The organism is Micromonospora sp. C41, from assembly GCF_018070485.1.
In the GTDB taxonomy this organism is placed as follows: domain Bacteria; phylum Actinomycetota; class Actinomycetes; order Mycobacteriales; family Micromonosporaceae; genus Micromonospora; species Micromonospora chalcea.
This window is the reverse complement of record NZ_JAGPXP010000021.1, coordinates 14,967-30,635: the sequence shown is the minus strand read 5'-3', so window position 1 is coordinate 30,635 and position 15,669 is coordinate 14,967. Positions and strand designations below refer to the sequence as shown.

The following is a 15,669-nucleotide window of genomic DNA, read 5'->3' as shown; positions in this document are numbered from 1 at the left end:
GACGAGCCCGGCACCCCGGCCGGGTCGGCCGCCCCGGGTCCGGCCGCGCACCGCCCGACGGCCGAGAAGACGGTGGCCAAGAAGACCGTGGCCAAGAAGACGGTCGCGAAGAAGGCCGTGGCGAAGAAGGCCGTGGCCGGCGACGCGCCGGCCGGTGACACGCCGCCCGGACCGGCGGTGGCCGACCGGCCGGGCGACCACTGGGACCGCAAGGTGGCCCAGGGCCTGGCGTTCCTGCGGCGGCGGCTCGCCGGTGACTACGAGGTCGACGAGTTCGGCTTCGACCCCGACCTGACCGACGCGGTTGTCCACCCGCTGGTCCGGCTGCTCTACCGGGACTGGTTCCGCACCGAGGTCAGCGGCATCGAGCACGTACCGGCCGAGGGCGCGGGCCTGGTCGTGGGCAACCACTCCGGCACCGTGGCGCTCGACGCGCTGATCCTCTCCACCGCGCTGCACGACCGGCACCCGGCGCGCCGCTACCTGCGGCTGCTCGGCGCCGACCTGGTCTTCCGGATGCCCGTCGTCTCCGAGATAGCCCGCAAGACCGGCGGCACCGTCGCCTGCAACCCGGACGCGGAGCGGCTGCTCGGCAACGGCGAACTGGTGGGCGTGTTCCCGGAGGGCTTCAAGGGGGTCGGCAAGCTCTACTCCGACCGCTACAAGCTCCAGCGCTTCGGCCGGGGCGGATTCGTCTCCGCCGCGCTGCGCACCGGCACGCCGATCGTGCCGGTCGCGATCGTCGGCGGCGAGGAGATCTACCCGATGCTCGCCGACATCAAGCCCCTCGCGCGGCTGCTCAAACTGCCGTACTTCCCGGTCACGCCGACGTTCCCCTGGCTCGGGCCGCTGGGCATGGTGCCGCTGCCGAGCAAGTGGCTGATCGAGTTCTGCCCGCCGATCCCGACCGCGCACCTGCGTGACTCCGCCGACGACCCGCTCGTGGTGTTCAACCTCGCCGACCAGGTGCGGGAGACGATCCAGCAGACGCTGCACAAGCTGCTCGAACGCCGCCCCGACCCGTTCGGGCCCTGAGCGAACGCGCGCCGGCTCAGGCCTCGCGGTGGCGGCGCCGGTGCAGCGCCAGGCCGGCCGTGACCGCGCCGGCCAGCAGCCCGGCGGCGGCGGTGGAGGGCACGGCGATGCGTACGGCCCGCCGCCCGGTGCGGAAGTCGCGCACGTCCCAGCCCCGCTCGCGGGCCTGCCGCAGCAGCGCCGGATCGGGATTCACCGCGACCGCACGGCCGACGGCGGAGAGCATCGGCAGGTCGTTCGCCGAGTCGCTGTAGGCCGCGCAGCGGGCCAGGTCCAGCCCTTCCACGGCGGCGAGCTGGGTCACCGCCTCGGCCTTCGCCGGCCCGTGCATCAGGTCACCGACCAGCCGCCCGGTGTACGCGCCGTCGACCACCTCGGCCACCGTGCCGATCGCGCCGGTAAGGCCGAGCCGGGCGGCGATCACCCGGCCGATCTCCACCGGGGCGGCGCTGACCAGCCAGACCCGCTCGCCCGCGTCGAGGTGACGCTGGGCCAGACGGCGGGTGCCGGCCCAGATGCGCGGGGCCATCAGCTCGTCGAAGATCTCGTCGGCGAGACGCTCGATGTCGTCCACCCGCCAGCCCTGCACGAACGCGAGCGCGGCCTCCTTGGCCTGGGACATGTCGCCCGCGTGCTCGGTGGCGAGCAGCCGGAACCGGGCCTGCTGCCAGGCGAAACGGGCCAGGTCACCGGTGGTGAAGTACTTCCGGGCGGCCAGCCCGCGGGCGAACCAGTAGATCGAGGCGCCCTGCATCATCGTGTTGTCCACGTCGAAGAAGGCGGCGGCGGTGGGGTCCGGCGGGATCGTGGTCGCGGGCGCCGACGGGGCCTCCGACCAGCCGGTGGTGTGCCCGTGCGCGTCGGTGCTGACGGTCACCTTCCGGGTTCCGGCCACGGTGACCTCCCTGCCTCGACGACTGCGTACGCCCTCCGCGTCGAGCGTATCCGGCACGGTGTGACGGGTGGGTGTCCGCCGGGAGAAGTGTGGCGCGGTCGGCGTACGCGCTCAGCGGTCGGCCGGGCAGGCCGCCGGGGCGGGCCCGAGCGCGTCGCTGGCCTGCGGCGCGGGCAGTCCGCAGGCGATCGCCTCGCGCAGCGCGTCGGCGCGCTTGCCGGCCGCGTCGAGCAGCGCCAGCGAGCGGCGGGTGCGGTCCCGCTCGGCGTGGTCGGGCCGGTCCAGCAGGCCGCTGACCACCCGGCGCTGGCCGGCCAGGAACGTGTCCACCGCGTCCAGCGCCACCGGGTCGGAACGCTGCGCCGCGACCGTGGTCAGCAGGCGTACGCCCTGGCGGGTGTCCGCGTCCATGTCGTCCAGGACGGCGCTGAAACCGAGCCGGTCGCCGCGCACCGAGGCGGCCTCGTCCAGCCGGGTGCGGGCGAAGTCGAGGAAGAGCTGCCCACGGCTGATGTCCGAGCTGGCGAGCGCGAGCTGGGCGCGCTCGGTGGAGCGCTTCATGCCGTACAGGGCGTCACCGGGCAGCGCGTTCTCGCTGGCGGCGGAGATGCCGGAGAGGGCGACCGCGCCGGCGGCCACGCCGACCAGGATCGCGCCCCGGGCCCGCGCCCGGCGTCCGGTGATCGCGGGCAGCAGCGTTCCGCGTACCCCGGTGGTGGTCTTGGCCGGAGTGCCGACGCCCTCACGTTCGGCGGTGGCCACGAGCATCGCCCGCAGTCCGGTGCGGAACTCGGCGTCCACCTCGACGTCGGGCCGTTCGGCGCTGAGCCGGCGGCTCACCTCGACGAGCGCGGTGAGTTCACCGTCCGCCTTGGACCGGACGTGGTGCCGGCGTCCGCCGTTGGCCTCGTCGAGGAGTTGCGCGAAGCGCTCGGCCCGCCGACGGGAGAAGAGGTCGCTGTCCACCGCGGCACCCCCTCTCGCTGGTCACGGCCGGGCGGCCGTCGTCGTCACCAGCGACCGGTGGCAGCGTGTGGCACCGAGTCGACCGGAACGGCCGACCCGACCCGCCGGACCGGGTGGCCCGGGGGACGCCGGGACAACCACTGGTCGCACCCGGAGAAACGGACCGCGCCGGTCGCCGGTTACGGCTGGGACGGCGGCGAAATCACCAAGAGTGATCGGCCTGCGTGGGGCGTCGGGCACGCGACAGCGCCCGGCGGTGGCGCCGGTGAGGAAACGGGACGGTGGCTGCCGGTCAGGAGTGGAAGCCGTCGGGCAGCAGGCGGGCCAGGGCCCGTACCGCGCGGTACTGGAGGGCCTTGATGGCGCCCTCGTTCTTGCCCATGGCACGGGCCGTCTCGGCCACCGAGAAGCCCTGGAGGAACCGCAGCACGATGCACTCCTGCTGCTCCGGGTTGAGCTGCTTGACGGCGGTGAGCAGGGCGACGTTGGTGATGTGCTCCACCACCGCCGCCTCCGGGCTGCCCTCCGGACCGCGGTCCTCCCGGTCGGCGTCGAGGACGTCGCCGGTGGTCACCTCCAGCCGGTAGCGCCCCGACTTGAAGTGGTCGGCGACCAGGTTGCGGGCGATGGTGACCAGCCAGGCGCCGAGGTCGCGCCCCTGCCAGGTGAAGCTGCCGATCCGCTTGAGCGCGCGCAGGAACGTGTCGGAGGTGAGGTCCTCGGCGAGCTGGCGGTTGCCGACCCGGAAGTAGACGAACCGGAAGACGGTGTCGACGTACCTGTCGTAGATCAGGCCGAACGCCTCGGACTCGCCGGCCTGCGCGCGTTCGACGAGCGTCCACACCTCGGTGGCCGGGTCGGACGGGTCGGGGCGGCTGGGGAATCCGGTGGCGGGCGTGGCGGCCGGCACGGCGGGCAGGACGGCGGTGTCGCCTGTGGTCACCGCCGGCAGGATCGCGGTCTCCGCGGCGGACGGCTCCGCGCCGGTGGCCGCGTCACCGCGCCGGGCCTGCGCCGGCATGGTCGGGCGGGCCGGGCTGCCGAGGCGGCCGGCCGCGGGTTTCGCGTTGCCGCCGGGCGTCGCGGGACGCGCCGGCGCCTCGTTCGTGTGGTGCGCGCGGCTGCGTACGCGCCGCCCCTCGCCGCGTACCGCGAGCTGGCTCTCGGCGCTGCGTGGAGGCGGGTCCGCGCGCTCGTTGAGCGGGTTGCGCTGGGTCGGGCCGGTGACGCCGGCCGGCCGTTCGGCGTAACCGAAGGTGGTCACCGCGCCTCCCCGGTCCGAGTGGGCAGCGACCGCACCGGGCGCCACTGTGGTGCCGGGGGACCGGGTGGAACCCGGCCGGGCGCGGCCGGGTCGGGACGTGCCGACGGGCGGCAGATCCCCTTGAGGTGCTGGTCCAATGCGCTGACGGGCACGGGGGCCTCCTCGGGCTGAGGGGTGTCGACTCACGGCAAATGGGGTGAGCCGACCCGAGTGATGATAGGGCCAACGTCACCCACGCGTGGCAAGTCCGTTACACAGAGCGGAAGTATTTCCCGCCGGATCGCACGAATGGCGGACCCGTTGTCCGTCGCGTGTGGTTGACTTTCGCGCCGGATCGTGGTCCGCAGTGGAAAGTCCTGGTCGGAGCAGATTTTCTTTCCGCTCGGCGTGTCGCGAGGGCGGCTCGCACGGGTCGCCCCGGGTCGCTCGGCTCGTGCCGCTGGAGATCGTTATCCCGCGCTCGGGAATCCCACCGTACTGCATTCCCAGTCCCGTGTGGCGGACCCGGTGCCGTGTCCGGGCATGGTCCGGCGGACGCCGCTGTGCCAGACTCAGCCACCGTGCAGGACGCCGCCGAAAGCTCCGCGCCGAACCTCGCCGACCGGCTCCGCCGGGCCGCCACCGAACGGGGCGACCGGGCCGCGCTGCGCTGGCGCGAGCGGACGCTCACCTGGTCCGAGCTGGACGACGCGGTCACCGCCACCGCCCGCGCGCTGCTCGCCGACGCGCCGCCGGCCGCCGGACCGGGACATCCGCCCCGGGTGGCTGTCGCGTTCGGCAACACCCCGGACTTCGTGGTCACCTACCTCGCCGCGCTCCGGGCCGGCCTGATCGCCGTACCGGTCAACCCCGCGCTCACCGCCCGCGAGCTGCGGCACGTGCTCACCGACTCCGGCGCGACGGTGCTGGTCGGCGCCCCCGAGGTGACCGCCCGGGTGAACCGCGCCGAGCTGCCCGGGCTGCGCGCCGTGCACACCGCGCCGCCGGTACGCGGCGACACCGGGCCGGACGGGTTCCCGGCCCGCGCCGGCGACGACCTCGCCGTCCTGCTCTACACCTCCGGCACCGAGGGACGGCCCAAGGGCGCGATGCTGTCGCACCGCGCGCTCGCCGCCAACCACGACCAGACCGACCGGATCGAGCCGCCGGTGGTCGGCCCCGACGACGTCGTGCTGCTCGCCCTTCCGCTGTTCCACGCGTACGGGCTGAACACGGTGCTCGGCGCCGTGGTGCGGCACGGCGCGACGGGTGTGCTCGTCGACGAGCCCGGCCCGTCCGGGGCGCTGGACGAGATCGCCCGACACCGGGTCACGGTGCTCGTCGGCGTACCGTCGATGTTCCTGACCTGGGCCGAGGCGGAGCGTGACCCGGCCGCGGCGCTCGCCTCGGTGCGCGTCGCGGTGTGCGGCGCGGCGCCGCTGCCGCCGGCCGTCGGGGCGCGCTTCACCGAGTTGACCGGGCACCCGGTGCACGTCGGCTACGGGCTCACCGAGACCGCGCCGGTGCTCACCTCGACGCTCGTCGGCGGCGAGCCGAAACCCGGCTCGATCGGCCGTCCGCTGCCCGGCGTCGAGCTGCGCCTGACCGGCGCCGACGGCGCCGAGCTGTGGCGCGACGGCGCGCCCGCAGACGCCCCCGACGAGGACGAGATGGACCTCTCCGACGAGCTGGCCGGCACCGACCCCGGGCAGATCGTGGTACGCGGGGAGAACCTGTTCGCCGGTTACTGGCCGGACGGGCGGGGCGGGCCGGACCCGGACGGCTGGTGGGCCACCGGCGACGTCGCGTACGCCGACGGCGACGGCGACCTGTTCCTGGTCGACCGGCTCGGCGAGCTGATCCTGGTAAACGGCTTCAACGTCTACCCGCACGAGGTGGAGCTGGTGCTCCAGGCGCACCCCGGGGTGGCCGAGTCGGCGGTCCTCGGCGTGCCGCACCCGCGGACCGGCGAGACTGTGCGGGCGTACGTGGTCCGGGCGGCCGGTTCGCCGGTGACGGCTGACGAACTGCTCGCCCACTGCGCGCGTAACCTGGCCCGGTTCAAGTGCCCGACCGCCGTCGAGTTCGTCGACAGCCTGCCGTACTCGGCGATCGGGAAGGTCCGCAAGACCGAGCTGCGCCCGGCGCCCGTGGTGCCGTCGCCGGCGTCGCCGACCGAGATCCGCACGGAGGTATCCGATGTCCAGTGACCCGAGGCTCATCCTGATCACCCGGCCCGGCTGCCACCTGTGCGACGACGCGAAGGCCGCGCTCGACCGGGTGGTCGCGGTCACCGGCGACCGGTGGGTGGAGCGGGACGTCACCGGCGACCTGGAGATGGAGCGCGACTACGGCGACCGGCTGCCGGTGGTGCTGCTCGACGGCAAGGAACACGGGTACTGGCGGGTCGAGGAGGACCGGCTGCTGCGCGACCTGACCACGCCGCAGCTCTAGCCTTAGAGTGCTCGGGTGACGGGTATGCGACGCCACCTCGTGTGGGACTGGAACGGAACGCTCCTCGACGACCTTGACCTGGTGGTCCAGGCCACGAACGTGGCCTTCGCCAGCGCCGGCGGGCCGGCGGTCACCGCGGCCGAGCACCGGGTCCGGTTCCGGCGGCCGATCGCCGACTACTACGCCGAGATGCTCGGCCGGGCCGTGGACGCCGAGGCGTTCGGCACGCTGGACCGGGTCTTCCACGACGCCTACCGGGCCGGGCTGACCACCTGCGCCCTGGCCGCCGACGCCACCACCGCGATCGAGTCCTGGGAGGGCAGCCAGTCGCTGCTGTCCATGTGGTTCCACGACGAGCTGGTGCCGACGGTGCACACGTACGGGCTGACGCCGCACTTCCGCCGGGTGGACGGGCTGCGTGCCACAGTCGGCGGCGGGCACAAGGCCGAGTGGCTGGAGAAGCACCTGGCCGAGCTGGGGCTGGGCGGGCACGAGGTGGTGCTGATCGGCGACTCGCTCGACGACGCCGACGCGGCCGCCTCGGTCGGCGCCCGCTGCGTCCTCTACACCGGTGGCCTGTCCGACCCGGACCGGCTGCGCGGCAGCGGCCACCCGGCCGCCGACACGCTCACCGAGGCGGTGACGCTGGCCCGCACGCTCGCCTGACCCGGCCCGGTCAGGCGCGCAGGTGGGCCAGGACGGCCAGGACACGGCGGTGGTGCGTGGTCGCGTCCGGCGGCAGGTCGAGCTTGGTGAAGATGTTGCGGACGTGCTTCTCGACCGCGCCGTCGCTGACCACCAGCGCCCGGGCGATGGCGGTGTTCGAGCGGCCCTCGGCCATCAGCGCCAGCACCTCGCGCTCGCGCGGGGTCAGCGAGCCCAGCGGGTCGTCGCGCCGCCGCCGGACCAGCAACTGGCTGATCACCTCCGGGTCGAGCACGGTGCCGCCGGCGGCCACCCGGGCCAGGCCGTCCAGGAACTCGTCGATCGCGGCGACCCGGTCCTTGAGCAGGTAGCCGATGCCGCCGCCGGCCCCGCCCGCGGTGTCCAGCAGGTCGTCGGCGTACGACACCTCGACGTACTGGGACAGCACCAGGATCGGCGTACCCGGCACCCGGCGGCGGGCCTCCACCGCGGCGCGCAGTCCCTCGTCGGTGTGTGAGGGCGGCATCCGCACGTCCACCACCGAGACGTCGGGCCGGTGCGCCACCACCGCCTCGACCAGCGCGTCACCGTCACCGACGGCCGCCACCACCTCGTGCCCGTACTCGGTCAGCAGCCGGATCAGCCCCTCCCGGAGCAGTACGGCGTCGTCCGCGATCACCACCCGCATGGATCCGGTGTCTATCACGCCCCGACCCGGTGGTCCGGATCACCTCGGTAGTTCGGCGTGGACCCGGGTCGGGCCGCCGGCCGGGCTGGTCACCTCCAGCGTGCCGCCGGCCGCCCGGACCCGGTCGGCGATGCCGTTGAGCCCGTGGCCCTTGGCCAGGTGCGCGCCGCCGACGCCGTCGTCGGTGACAGTGATCTCCAGCCGGCCCACCTTCCGGGTGACCTCCACCCGGCAGGCGTTCGCCCGGCTGTGCTTCGACACGTTCGTCAGCGCCTCGGCCACCACGAAGTACGCGGTGCTCTCCAGCCCCGGATCGAGCCGGCCGGCGGCGGTGCCCAGGTCGTCGTCCACCACCAGTTCGGTCGGCACCAGCGCCCGGGCGGCCAGCGCGGCGAGCGCGCTGGGCAGGCCCCGGTCGACCAGGATCGGCGGCGCGATGCCCCGGGACAGCGCGCGCAGCTCGTCCAGCGTCTCCCGGGTCTGGGCCACTGCCTCGTCGAGCGTCTGCCGGGCCGCGTCCGGGTTGTCGGCGAGCTGGTGGCGGGCCCGGCCGAGGTCCATGGCGAGCCGGACCAGCCGCTGCTGCGGGCCGTCGTGGATGTCGCGCTCCAGCCGGCGCAGCGCGACCGCCTCGGCCGAGGCGGCGGCGCGCTTCTGCTCCTCCAGCGTGATGATCCGCTGCCGCATCTCGGCCACGCCGGTGAGCAGCGAGTACGCCAGCCCGGCCTGCAGGCGGGCGCAGCCGCGCGCCACCAGCGGGAGCGTGAACAGGGCGAACAGCCCGATCGCGGTGTTCAGGGCGATCCGCGCGCCGGCGCCGTCACCCATTCCGAGGAGCTGGCTCAGGTCCTGGTCGTCGACGCCGCGCGGGATGGCCCAGTCGTAGACGACGTAGAGCGTGCCGCCCAGGGCCAGCACCCACCAGACCACCAGCAGCACGAACGTGGGCAGGGCCACCAGCAGCCGGACGAACGCGTGCAGCAGGTCGAGCCACGACTGCGCGTCCCGGATCGGGGTGAACACCCGCCGCCAGAACCCGGCGCCCGGCTCCGGCCGGCGGTAGACCGGGCGTACCCGGGGCCGGTCCAGCACCGCGGCGAGCCGGAGCCGCTCGATGTCGGCCAGCCCACGGGCGGCGTAGAGGAAGCCGGCGAGGATCGGCAGGCCGAGCGTGGTCACCAGCAGCCCGGCGCTGAGTGAGATCCCCACCACCGCGAGCACGAAGCCGACGATCGCCAGCGGGAAGCCCACGAGTACGTAGGTGGTGTCGCGGGCGAGGCGGCGCAGCAGCCCGTGGACGGGGGACAGCGGAGTGGGCGCGGTGGCCAGTGGTGCGGCGGTCATGGTTCGAGGCTATGGGCGCGTGCCCCGCCGACCCATCCCGCACGCTGGCCTCTTGGGGGTGGGGTTCTCCCTACTGCAAAACGTGAGACTCGCCTCGCCACGCCGGTGACGGAGCGCTACGAGCCGCGCGCGATTGGTCAGGGAAGTCGGGATTGAGCAATAATCGCCACGCGCCGCCAAGGGAGGCGGTCGATCGATCTTGCGGGAATGGAGGGGCAGGTGAAGGCGCGTCGCGAGCTTTCAAGATCGCGATTTGTGCACCTCTTCACAAGCGCCTACTCTGTAGTTCCGACGCGCCCTGCTAGCACAGCCGGCAATCTCGGTCGCCAGCGGGAGTCCCGAAACGACCGGCCCCCGTCGCTGGTCGAGGATCGCACCGCACGGAGTCTCATGAGTCAGCACCGTCAACCAGGCGCGCCCGGCCGCACCGGTGCCGTACCGGCGCTTCCGGACCTGCCCGAGGCGACCGTGTCCCGGCTCCCGGAATACCTGCGTGCGCTGCACACGCTCGCCGACTCCGGGCACGAGACGGTGTCCAGCGAAGGGCTCGCCAACGCGGCAGGCGTCAACTCCGCGAAGCTCCGCAAGGACCTGTCCCACCTCGGCTCGTACGGCACCCGGGGCGTCGGCTACGACGTGGCGCTCCTGGTCGACCAGATCTCCTCGGTGCTCGGCCTCACCCAGTGCCGGGCCGTCGCGCTCGTCGGCGTCGGTAACCTCGGTCACGCGCTGGCCGGCTACGACGGCTTCGCCAACCGCGGCTTCCGTATCGCCGCGCTCCTCGACGCCGACCGGTCCCGGGTCGGCGAGCGGATCAACGGACTCGTCGTCCAGCACATCGACGACCTGCCCCAGGTGGTCGCCGAGGAATCGATCTCGATCGGCGTCATCGCCACGCCCGCCCCGGCCGCCCAGGCGGTCGCCGATCAGCTGGTCGCCGTCGGCGTGACGAGCATCCTCAACTTCGCGCCCTGCGTACTCTCGGTCCCGGACGGGGTCGACGTGCGCAAGGTCGACCTCGCCATCGAGCTGCAGATCCTGTCCTTCCACGAGCACCGCAAGGCGTCGCTGACCGCGCTCCCCGCCACCGGCGGGACCGCCCTCACCGCCCTGCCCGGCGGACTCGCGGCCACCGACACCCAGGAGGCGATCGGCACGTGAAACTGCTCGTCGTCGGCGCGTCCTACCGCACCGCCCCGGTCGCCACCCTGGAACAGCTCGCCGTCCCGCCCGCCGACCTCACCCGGACGCTGGACCGCCTGATCGCCCAGCCGTACGTCGCCGAGGCCGTCCTGGTCTCCACCTGCAACCGGGTGGAGGTCTACGCCGCCGTCTCCGGGTTCCACGGCGGACTCGGCGACATCTGCGCGGTCCTGGCCGATCAGGCCGGCTGCCAGCCGGCGGCGCTCGCCCCGCACCTCTACGTGCACTACGACGCCGCCGCCGTGGACCACGTCTTCCGGGTGGCCGCCGGGCTCGACTCGATGGTGGTCGGCGAGGCGCAGATCCTCGGCCAGCTCCGCGACGCCTACCACTCCGCCGGTGGCGCCGACTCGGCCGGCCGCCTGCTGCACGAGCTGATGCAGCAGGCGCTGCGGGTCGGCAAGCGCGCGCACGCCGAGACCAACATCGACCGGGCCGGGCAGAGCGTCGTCACCGCCGCCCTCGACCTCGCCGCCGAGATGCTCGACGGCGAGCTGGCCGGGCGGCCCGCGATGATCGTCGGCGCGGGCGCGATGGGCTCGCTGGGCGTGGCCACGCTGTCCCGGCTGGGCGCCGGCCCGCTCACCGTGACCAACCGGGGCGCCGCCCGTGCCGTCCGGCTCGCCGAGTCGTACGGCGCGTCCGCCGTGCCGATGGCCGAGCTGATCACCGCGCTCGCCGACGTCGACGTCGTGGTCGCCGCCACCGCCGCCACCGAGCCGGTGCTCACCCGCGACGTGGTGACCCGGGCACTGGCCCGCCGGGACGCCGACCGCGGCCCGCTGGTCCTGCTCGACCTGGCCGTACCGCGCGACGTCGAGCCCGGCGTCGCCGAGCTGCCCGGCGTCGAGGTCGTCGACATCGACCGGATGGCCGCCGTGCTCGCCGACGGGCCGGCCGCCGCCGACGCCGCCGAGGTGGCCCGGATCGTCGCCGGTGAGGTCGAGTCGTTCCTGAGCTGGCTGCGCGGCGCCGACGTGGCGCCGACGGTGGCCGCCCTGCGCGGCCGGGCCGACGACGTGGTCGCCACCGAGCTGCGCCGGCTCGGTCAGCGCCGCCCCGACCTCAGCGACGACCAGCGCGCCGAGGTGGCCCGGACCGTGCACCGGGTCGTCCAGCGACTGCTGCACCAGCCGACCGTACGGGTCCGCCAGCTCGCCGCCGAGCCCGGCGGCGACCAGTACGCGGCGCTGCTGCGCGAGCTGTTCGACCTGGACGTTCCGCAGACGTCCCCGGTCGACACCGTTCCCGACGTGGTCGCCACCGATCTCGACGGGCGGCCGTCGTTCGACGCCGCCGACATCCCGCCCACCGGAGGTGCGCGATGACCGCCCCACTGCGCCTCGGCACCCGGGGCAGCGCCCTGGCGATGGCCCAGTCCGGCCACGTGGCCGAAGCCCTCACCGCGGCCACCGGCCGCCCGGTCGAGCTGGTCGAGGTGGTGACCGCCGGGGACAAGTCGACCGCCCCGGTGCAGCGACTCGGCGTCGGCGTGTTCGTGTCCGCGCTGCGCGACGCGCTGACCGCCGGTGAGATCGACTTCGCCGTCCACTCGTACAAGGACCTGCCCACCGCGGCGGCGCCCGGCCTGCACGTCGCGGCCGTGCCGCCCCGGCAGGACCCGCGCGACGCGCTGGTGGCCACCGACGGCCGTACGCTCGCCGAGCTGCCCCCCGGCGCCCGCGTCGGCACCGGCGCGCTGCGCCGGATCGCCCAGCTGCACGCGCTGGGCATGCAGTTGGAGGTCACCCCGATCCGGGGCAACATCGACACCCGGCTCAGCCGGGTGCTCGGCCCGGACGCCGACCTCGACGCCGTCGTGCTGGCCCGCGCCGGGCTCAACCGGATCGGCCGCGCCGACGTCATCACCGAGACGCTCGACCCGATGCTCATGCTGCCCGCGCCCGCTCAGGGCGCGCTGGCCGTCGAGTGCCGGGCCGACGACCAGGACGTGATCGAGATGCTCGCGCTGCTCGACCACGAGCCGTCCCGCGCCGCGATCACCGCGGAACGGGCGCTGCTGGCCACCCTGGAGGCAGGATGCAGCGCACCCGTGGCCGCGTACGCCGTCCTCGCCGAAGGCGAGCCCACCGACGAGGGCGACGTGATTCAGGAGATCTACCTGCGCGGTGCGGTGATCAGCCCGGACGGTTCGCGTGACCTCCGGCTGTCCCGCACCGGAACGCCCGCCGACGCGGCGGAGATCGGCAAGGCACTCGCCGCCGAACTCCTCGAACTCGGCGCCGACTCGATCCTCGGCCAGGACGCACAGGCCGGCCCGGGGACCCAGCAACTTGGGAGCACAGAATGACCCGCACCCGTAAGCCCGTAGGCCAGATCGCTTTCGTCGGGGCCGGTCCCGGCGACCCCGGCCTGCTGACCCGCCGGGCGCTGGACGCCCTGGTCGAGGCCGACCAGGTGGTCTACGACCGGGGCGTACCCGAGTCGCTCCTGGCGCACGTACGCGCCCAGGCCCGGCCCGACGCCGAGTTCAGCCCCGCCGAGGGCGTGCCGGGGGACGTGGCGAAGGTGCTGATCTCCGCGGCCCGGTCCGGGCAGAACGCCGTGCACCTGGTCGCCGGTGACCCGTTCGGCCACGACTCGGTGGTCAAGGAGGTGCAGGCGGTCGCGCGTACCGCAGCGCACTTCGAGGTGGTGCCGGGCGTCGGCCAGGCCGAGGGCGTGGCCACCTACGCGGGCGTCCCGCTGCCGGGCGTACGCACCGCCGCCGACGTCGAGGACGTCACCGCGCTCGACTTCGACGCGCTCGCCACGGCCGTGGGCCGGGGTTCGCTGGCGCTCGCCGTGGACGCCGGTGACCTGGCCGCCGTCCGGGACGGCCTGCTGGCCGCCGGCGTCGACGGCACCACAGCGGTCGGGGTGACCGGCGACGGCACCGGCGAGACGCAGTACACCACCACGTCGACTGTCGACTCCTTCGTCGCGGCGGCGCTCGGCTTCACCGGCCGGGTGGTGCTCACCGTCGGCGCGGCCGTCACCGACCGCGACAAGCTGAGCTGGTGGGAGAACCGCCCGCTGTACGGCTGGAAGGTGCTGGTGCCCCGCACCAAGGAGCAGGCCGGCGTGATGAGCGCCCGGCTGCGCGCGTACGGGGCGATCCCGTGCGAGGTGCCGACCATCGCGGTCGAGCCGCCGCGTACCCCGGCGCAGATGGAGCGGGCGGTCAAGGGCCTGGTCGACGGCCGCTACGCCTGGGTGATCTTCACCTCGGTCAACGCGGTCCGGGCGGTGTGGGAGAAGTTCGCCGAGCACGGCCTCGACGCCCGCCACTTCGGCGGCGTCAAGATCGCCTGTATCGGTGACGCCACCGCCGAGGCGGTCCGCGCGTTCGGCATCCAGCCGGAGCTGATCCCCTCCGGGGAGCAGTCCTCCGAGGGCCTGCTGGCCGAGTTCTCGCCGCACGACGAGGTCCTCGACCCGGTCGGCCGGGTGCTGCTGCCGCGCGCCGACATCGCGACCGAGACGCTTGCCGCCGGGCTCACCGAGCGGGGCTGGGAGGTCGACGACGTGACCGCGTACCGGACGGTGCGGGCGGCCCCGCCGCCGGCCGAGATCCGCGACGCGATCAAGTCGGGCGGGTTCGACGCCGTGCTGTTCACCTCGTCGTCCACGGTGCGGAACCTCGTCGGTATCGCCGGGAAGCCGCATGCGCGCACGGTTGTTGCAGTGATCGGGCCCAAGACGGCGGAGACCGCCACCGAGTTCGGCCTGCGGGTCGACGTGCAGCCGCCGCACGCCTCGGTGCCCGACCTGGTGGAGGCGCTCGCCGCCTACGCCGTCGAACTGCGGGAGAAGCTCGCCGCCATGCCGGCGAAGCAGCGCCGGGGCTCCAAGGTGCAGGGCCCGACCGCCCTGAGGTTCCGCTGACAGGAGGCTCCCTCATGCCGTACCCCGAGATCCGGCCCCGCCGGCTGCGTCGCAACGCGGCCGTGCGGCGGCTGGTCTCCGAGACCCGCGTCGACCCGGCCGAACTGGTCGTGCCGATGTTCGTCAAGGAGGGGCTGACCGAGCCGAGGGCGATCGCGTCGCTCCCGGGAGTGCTCCAGCACTCCCGGGACTCGCTGCGCAAGGCCGCCGTCGAAGCGGTCCAGGCCGGGGTCGGCGGGATCATGCTGTTCGGGGTGCCGGCGACGCGCGACGAGACCGGCTCCGGCGGTGTCGACCCGGCGGGCATCCTGAACGTGGCGATCCGGGACGTGGTCGCCGAGGTCGGTGACGCGACTGTGGTGATGAGCGACCTCTGCCTGGACGAGTTCACCTCGCACGGGCACTGCGGCCTGCTCACCCCGGACGGCGGGGTCGACAACGACGCCACGCTCGCCGCGTACGCCGACATGGCGGTGGCCCAGGCCGCCGCCGGGGTCCACGTGGTCGGCCCGTCCGGGATGATGGACGGCCAGGTCGGCGTGGTCCGCAAGGCGCTCGACGCCGCCGGGCACCAGGACGTCTCGGTGCTCGCGTACGCGGTGAAGTACGCCTCCGCCTTCTACGGCCCGTTCCGCGACGCGGTGGAGTCGGCGCTGGAGGGCGACCGGCGTACCTACCAGCAGGACCCGGCGAACCTGCGCGAGTCGCTGCGCGAGGTCGAGCTGGACGTGGCCGAGGGCGCCGACATGGTGATGGTGAAGCCCGCGCTGCCCTACCTCGACGTGGTGTCTGCGGTCCGGGCCGCGGTGGACGTCCCGGTCGCCGCCTACCAGGTCTCCGGCGAGTACGCGATGGTCGAGGCGGCCGCCGCGAACGGCTGGATCGACCGGGAGCGGGTGATGCTGGAGACGCTCACCTCGATCCGCCGGGCCGGCGCGCAGATCATCCTCACCTACTGGGCGGTCGAGGCGGCCCAGCTGCTGCGCGAGCGCTACTGACCCCCACCCGGCCGCCCGGCGTCGGACCCGGGGCGGGCTCGCGCCGGCGCGCGTGTCGTGGCGCGTCGGTGAGATCCGCGGGCGGTGCGTTGCCTCAAGTTGTCCACAGCCAGACGCGGTAGCTCACAGTAGTTCTCAGGGTGGCAGGCGCTATGCCCTCAGCCGACTTTGCTCTGCAGCCACGGGCGCAACTGTCACGAAGCGTAAGCAGTGCTTCGAAGGCTGCAGAGCAAAGTCGACTGAGGTGGTCTTCCTTGGCTCGGCTATTCCGAGCGTTGCGTCCGGATTGGTTGTTATTTGTCTTGAGTGC

14 protein-coding genes are annotated in these 15,669 nt (G+C 74.0%); 9 read left to right on the top strand and 5 right to left on the bottom strand.

What is annotated here, in order from left to right; translation table 11 throughout:
* Positions 1-132: 132 nt before the first annotated feature.
* Positions 133-1,035 (top strand): lysophospholipid acyltransferase family protein, encoded by a 903-nt coding sequence (locus KBX43_RS21550; protein WP_051611579.1) that lies wholly within the window; start codon positions 133-135, stop codon positions 1,033-1,035.
* 16 nt (positions 1,036-1,051) lie between these two features.
* On the opposite strand, the gene KBX43_RS21545 is transcribed toward KBX43_RS21550, so the two are convergent.
* From KBX43_RS21545 to KBX43_RS21535, 3 genes are all read right to left on the bottom strand, one after another.
* Positions 1,052-1,930 (bottom strand): HAD family phosphatase, encoded by an 879-nt coding sequence (locus KBX43_RS21545; protein WP_043328083.1) that lies wholly within the window; start codon positions 1,928-1,930, stop codon positions 1,052-1,054.
* 111 nt (positions 1,931-2,041) lie between these two features.
* The gene (locus KBX43_RS21540; protein WP_064446675.1) at positions 2,042-2,896 is read right to left on the bottom strand and encodes a DUF5667 domain-containing protein; all 855 of its coding nucleotides are present in this window, start codon (positions 2,894-2,896) and stop codon (positions 2,042-2,044) included.
* Between the two features lie 292 nt (positions 2,897-3,188).
* Positions 3,189-4,160, bottom strand: coding sequence for an ECF subfamily RNA polymerase sigma factor, BldN family (locus KBX43_RS21535; protein WP_043328086.1), 972 nt, complete (start codon positions 4,158-4,160; stop codon positions 3,189-3,191).
* A 512-nt stretch (positions 4,161-4,672) separates the two neighbouring features.
* Between KBX43_RS21535 and KBX43_RS21530 the strand changes: the two genes are divergently transcribed.
* From KBX43_RS21530 to KBX43_RS21520, 3 genes are read left to right on the top strand one after another with little or no spacing between them, the layout of a single operon-like run.
* Positions 4,673-6,349 (top strand): AMP-binding protein, encoded by a 1,677-nt coding sequence (locus tag KBX43_RS21530; RefSeq protein ID WP_210886840.1) that lies wholly within the window; start codon positions 4,673-4,675, stop codon positions 6,347-6,349.
* On the top strand, positions 6,339-6,593 hold the full coding sequence (locus tag KBX43_RS21525; RefSeq protein WP_013288752.1) for a glutaredoxin family protein: 255 nt from the start codon (positions 6,339-6,341) through the stop codon (positions 6,591-6,593). The genes KBX43_RS21530 and KBX43_RS21525 overlap by 11 nt, the downstream gene beginning before the upstream one ends.
* A gap of 24 nt (positions 6,594-6,617) precedes the next feature.
* Entirely contained in the window at positions 6,618-7,259 is a 642-nt protein-coding gene (locus KBX43_RS21520) for an HAD family hydrolase (protein WP_013475152.1), read from the top strand.
* A 10-nt stretch (positions 7,260-7,269) separates the two neighbouring features.
* Here KBX43_RS21520 and KBX43_RS21515 read toward each other — a convergent pair whose 3' ends face one another.
* Together KBX43_RS21515 and KBX43_RS21510 are read right to left on the bottom strand one after the other, a co-directional pair.
* Positions 7,270-7,926 carry a response regulator transcription factor gene (locus KBX43_RS21515; protein WP_210872360.1) on the bottom strand — a complete coding sequence of 219 codons (657 nt, stop codon included), beginning with the start codon at positions 7,924-7,926 and terminating at the stop codon, positions 7,270-7,272.
* A gap of 39 nt (positions 7,927-7,965) precedes the next feature.
* Entirely contained in the window at positions 7,966-9,270 is a 1,305-nt protein-coding gene (locus KBX43_RS21510) for a sensor histidine kinase (protein WP_069087776.1), read from the bottom strand.
* A gap of 390 nt (positions 9,271-9,660) precedes the next feature.
* Here KBX43_RS21510 and KBX43_RS21505 point away from each other — a divergent pair, with 390 nt between their 5' ends.
* The 5 genes from KBX43_RS21505 to hemB are packed head-to-tail and all read left to right on the top strand — an operon-like array spanning position 9,661 to position 15,359.
* Positions 9,661-10,431 carry a redox-sensing transcriptional repressor Rex gene (locus tag KBX43_RS21505; protein ID WP_043328093.1) on the top strand — a complete coding sequence of 257 codons (771 nt, stop codon included), beginning with the start codon at positions 9,661-9,663 and terminating at the stop codon, positions 10,429-10,431.
* Complete coding sequence (locus tag KBX43_RS21500) at positions 10,428-11,801, top strand: glutamyl-tRNA reductase (RefSeq protein ID WP_043328095.1); 1,374 nt, start codon at positions 10,428-10,430, stop codon at positions 11,799-11,801. The genes KBX43_RS21505 and KBX43_RS21500 overlap by 4 nt, the downstream gene beginning before the upstream one ends.
* A complete protein-coding gene (gene hemC, locus KBX43_RS21495; RefSeq protein ID WP_064446671.1) occupies positions 11,798-12,784 on the top strand; it encodes a hydroxymethylbilane synthase in 987 nt (328 codons plus the stop codon). The genes KBX43_RS21500 and hemC overlap by 4 nt, the downstream gene beginning before the upstream one ends.
* Positions 12,781-14,361, top strand: coding sequence for a uroporphyrinogen-III synthase (locus tag KBX43_RS21490; RefSeq protein WP_030502883.1), 1,581 nt, complete (start codon positions 12,781-12,783; stop codon positions 14,359-14,361). The genes hemC and KBX43_RS21490 overlap by 4 nt, the downstream gene beginning before the upstream one ends.
* 14 nt (positions 14,362-14,375) lie before the next feature.
* Positions 14,376-15,359: a porphobilinogen synthase gene (hemB, locus tag KBX43_RS21485; RefSeq protein WP_043328097.1), complete on the top strand. Its 984-nt coding sequence runs from the start codon at positions 14,376-14,378 to the stop codon at positions 15,357-15,359.
* The last annotated feature ends 310 nt before the right edge of the window (positions 15,360-15,669 follow it).

Coding starts and splice junctions, on each gene's coding strand:
- KBX43_RS21505 (WP_043328093.1), top strand. CDS start 9,661: ATGAGTCAGCACCGTCAACCAGGCGCGCCCGGCCGCACCGGTGCCGTA.
- hemB (WP_043328097.1), top strand. CDS start 14,376: ATGCCGTACCCCGAGATCCGGCCCCGCCGGCTGCGTCGCAACGCGGCC.
- KBX43_RS21520 (WP_013475152.1), top strand. CDS start 6,618: ATGCGACGCCACCTCGTGTGGGACTGGAACGGAACGCTCCTCGACGAC.
- KBX43_RS21490 (WP_030502883.1), top strand. CDS start 12,781: ATGACCCGCACCCGTAAGCCCGTAGGCCAGATCGCTTTCGTCGGGGCC.
- KBX43_RS21515 (WP_210872360.1), bottom strand. CDS start 7,926: ATGCGGGTGGTGATCGCGGACGACGCCGTACTGCTCCGGGAGGGGCTG.
- hemC (WP_064446671.1), top strand. CDS start 11,798: ATGACCGCCCCACTGCGCCTCGGCACCCGGGGCAGCGCCCTGGCGATG.
- KBX43_RS21510 (WP_069087776.1), bottom strand. CDS start 9,270: ATGACCGCCGCACCACTGGCCACCGCGCCCACTCCGCTGTCCCCCGTC.
- KBX43_RS21525 (WP_013288752.1), top strand. CDS start 6,339: ATGTCCAGTGACCCGAGGCTCATCCTGATCACCCGGCCCGGCTGCCAC.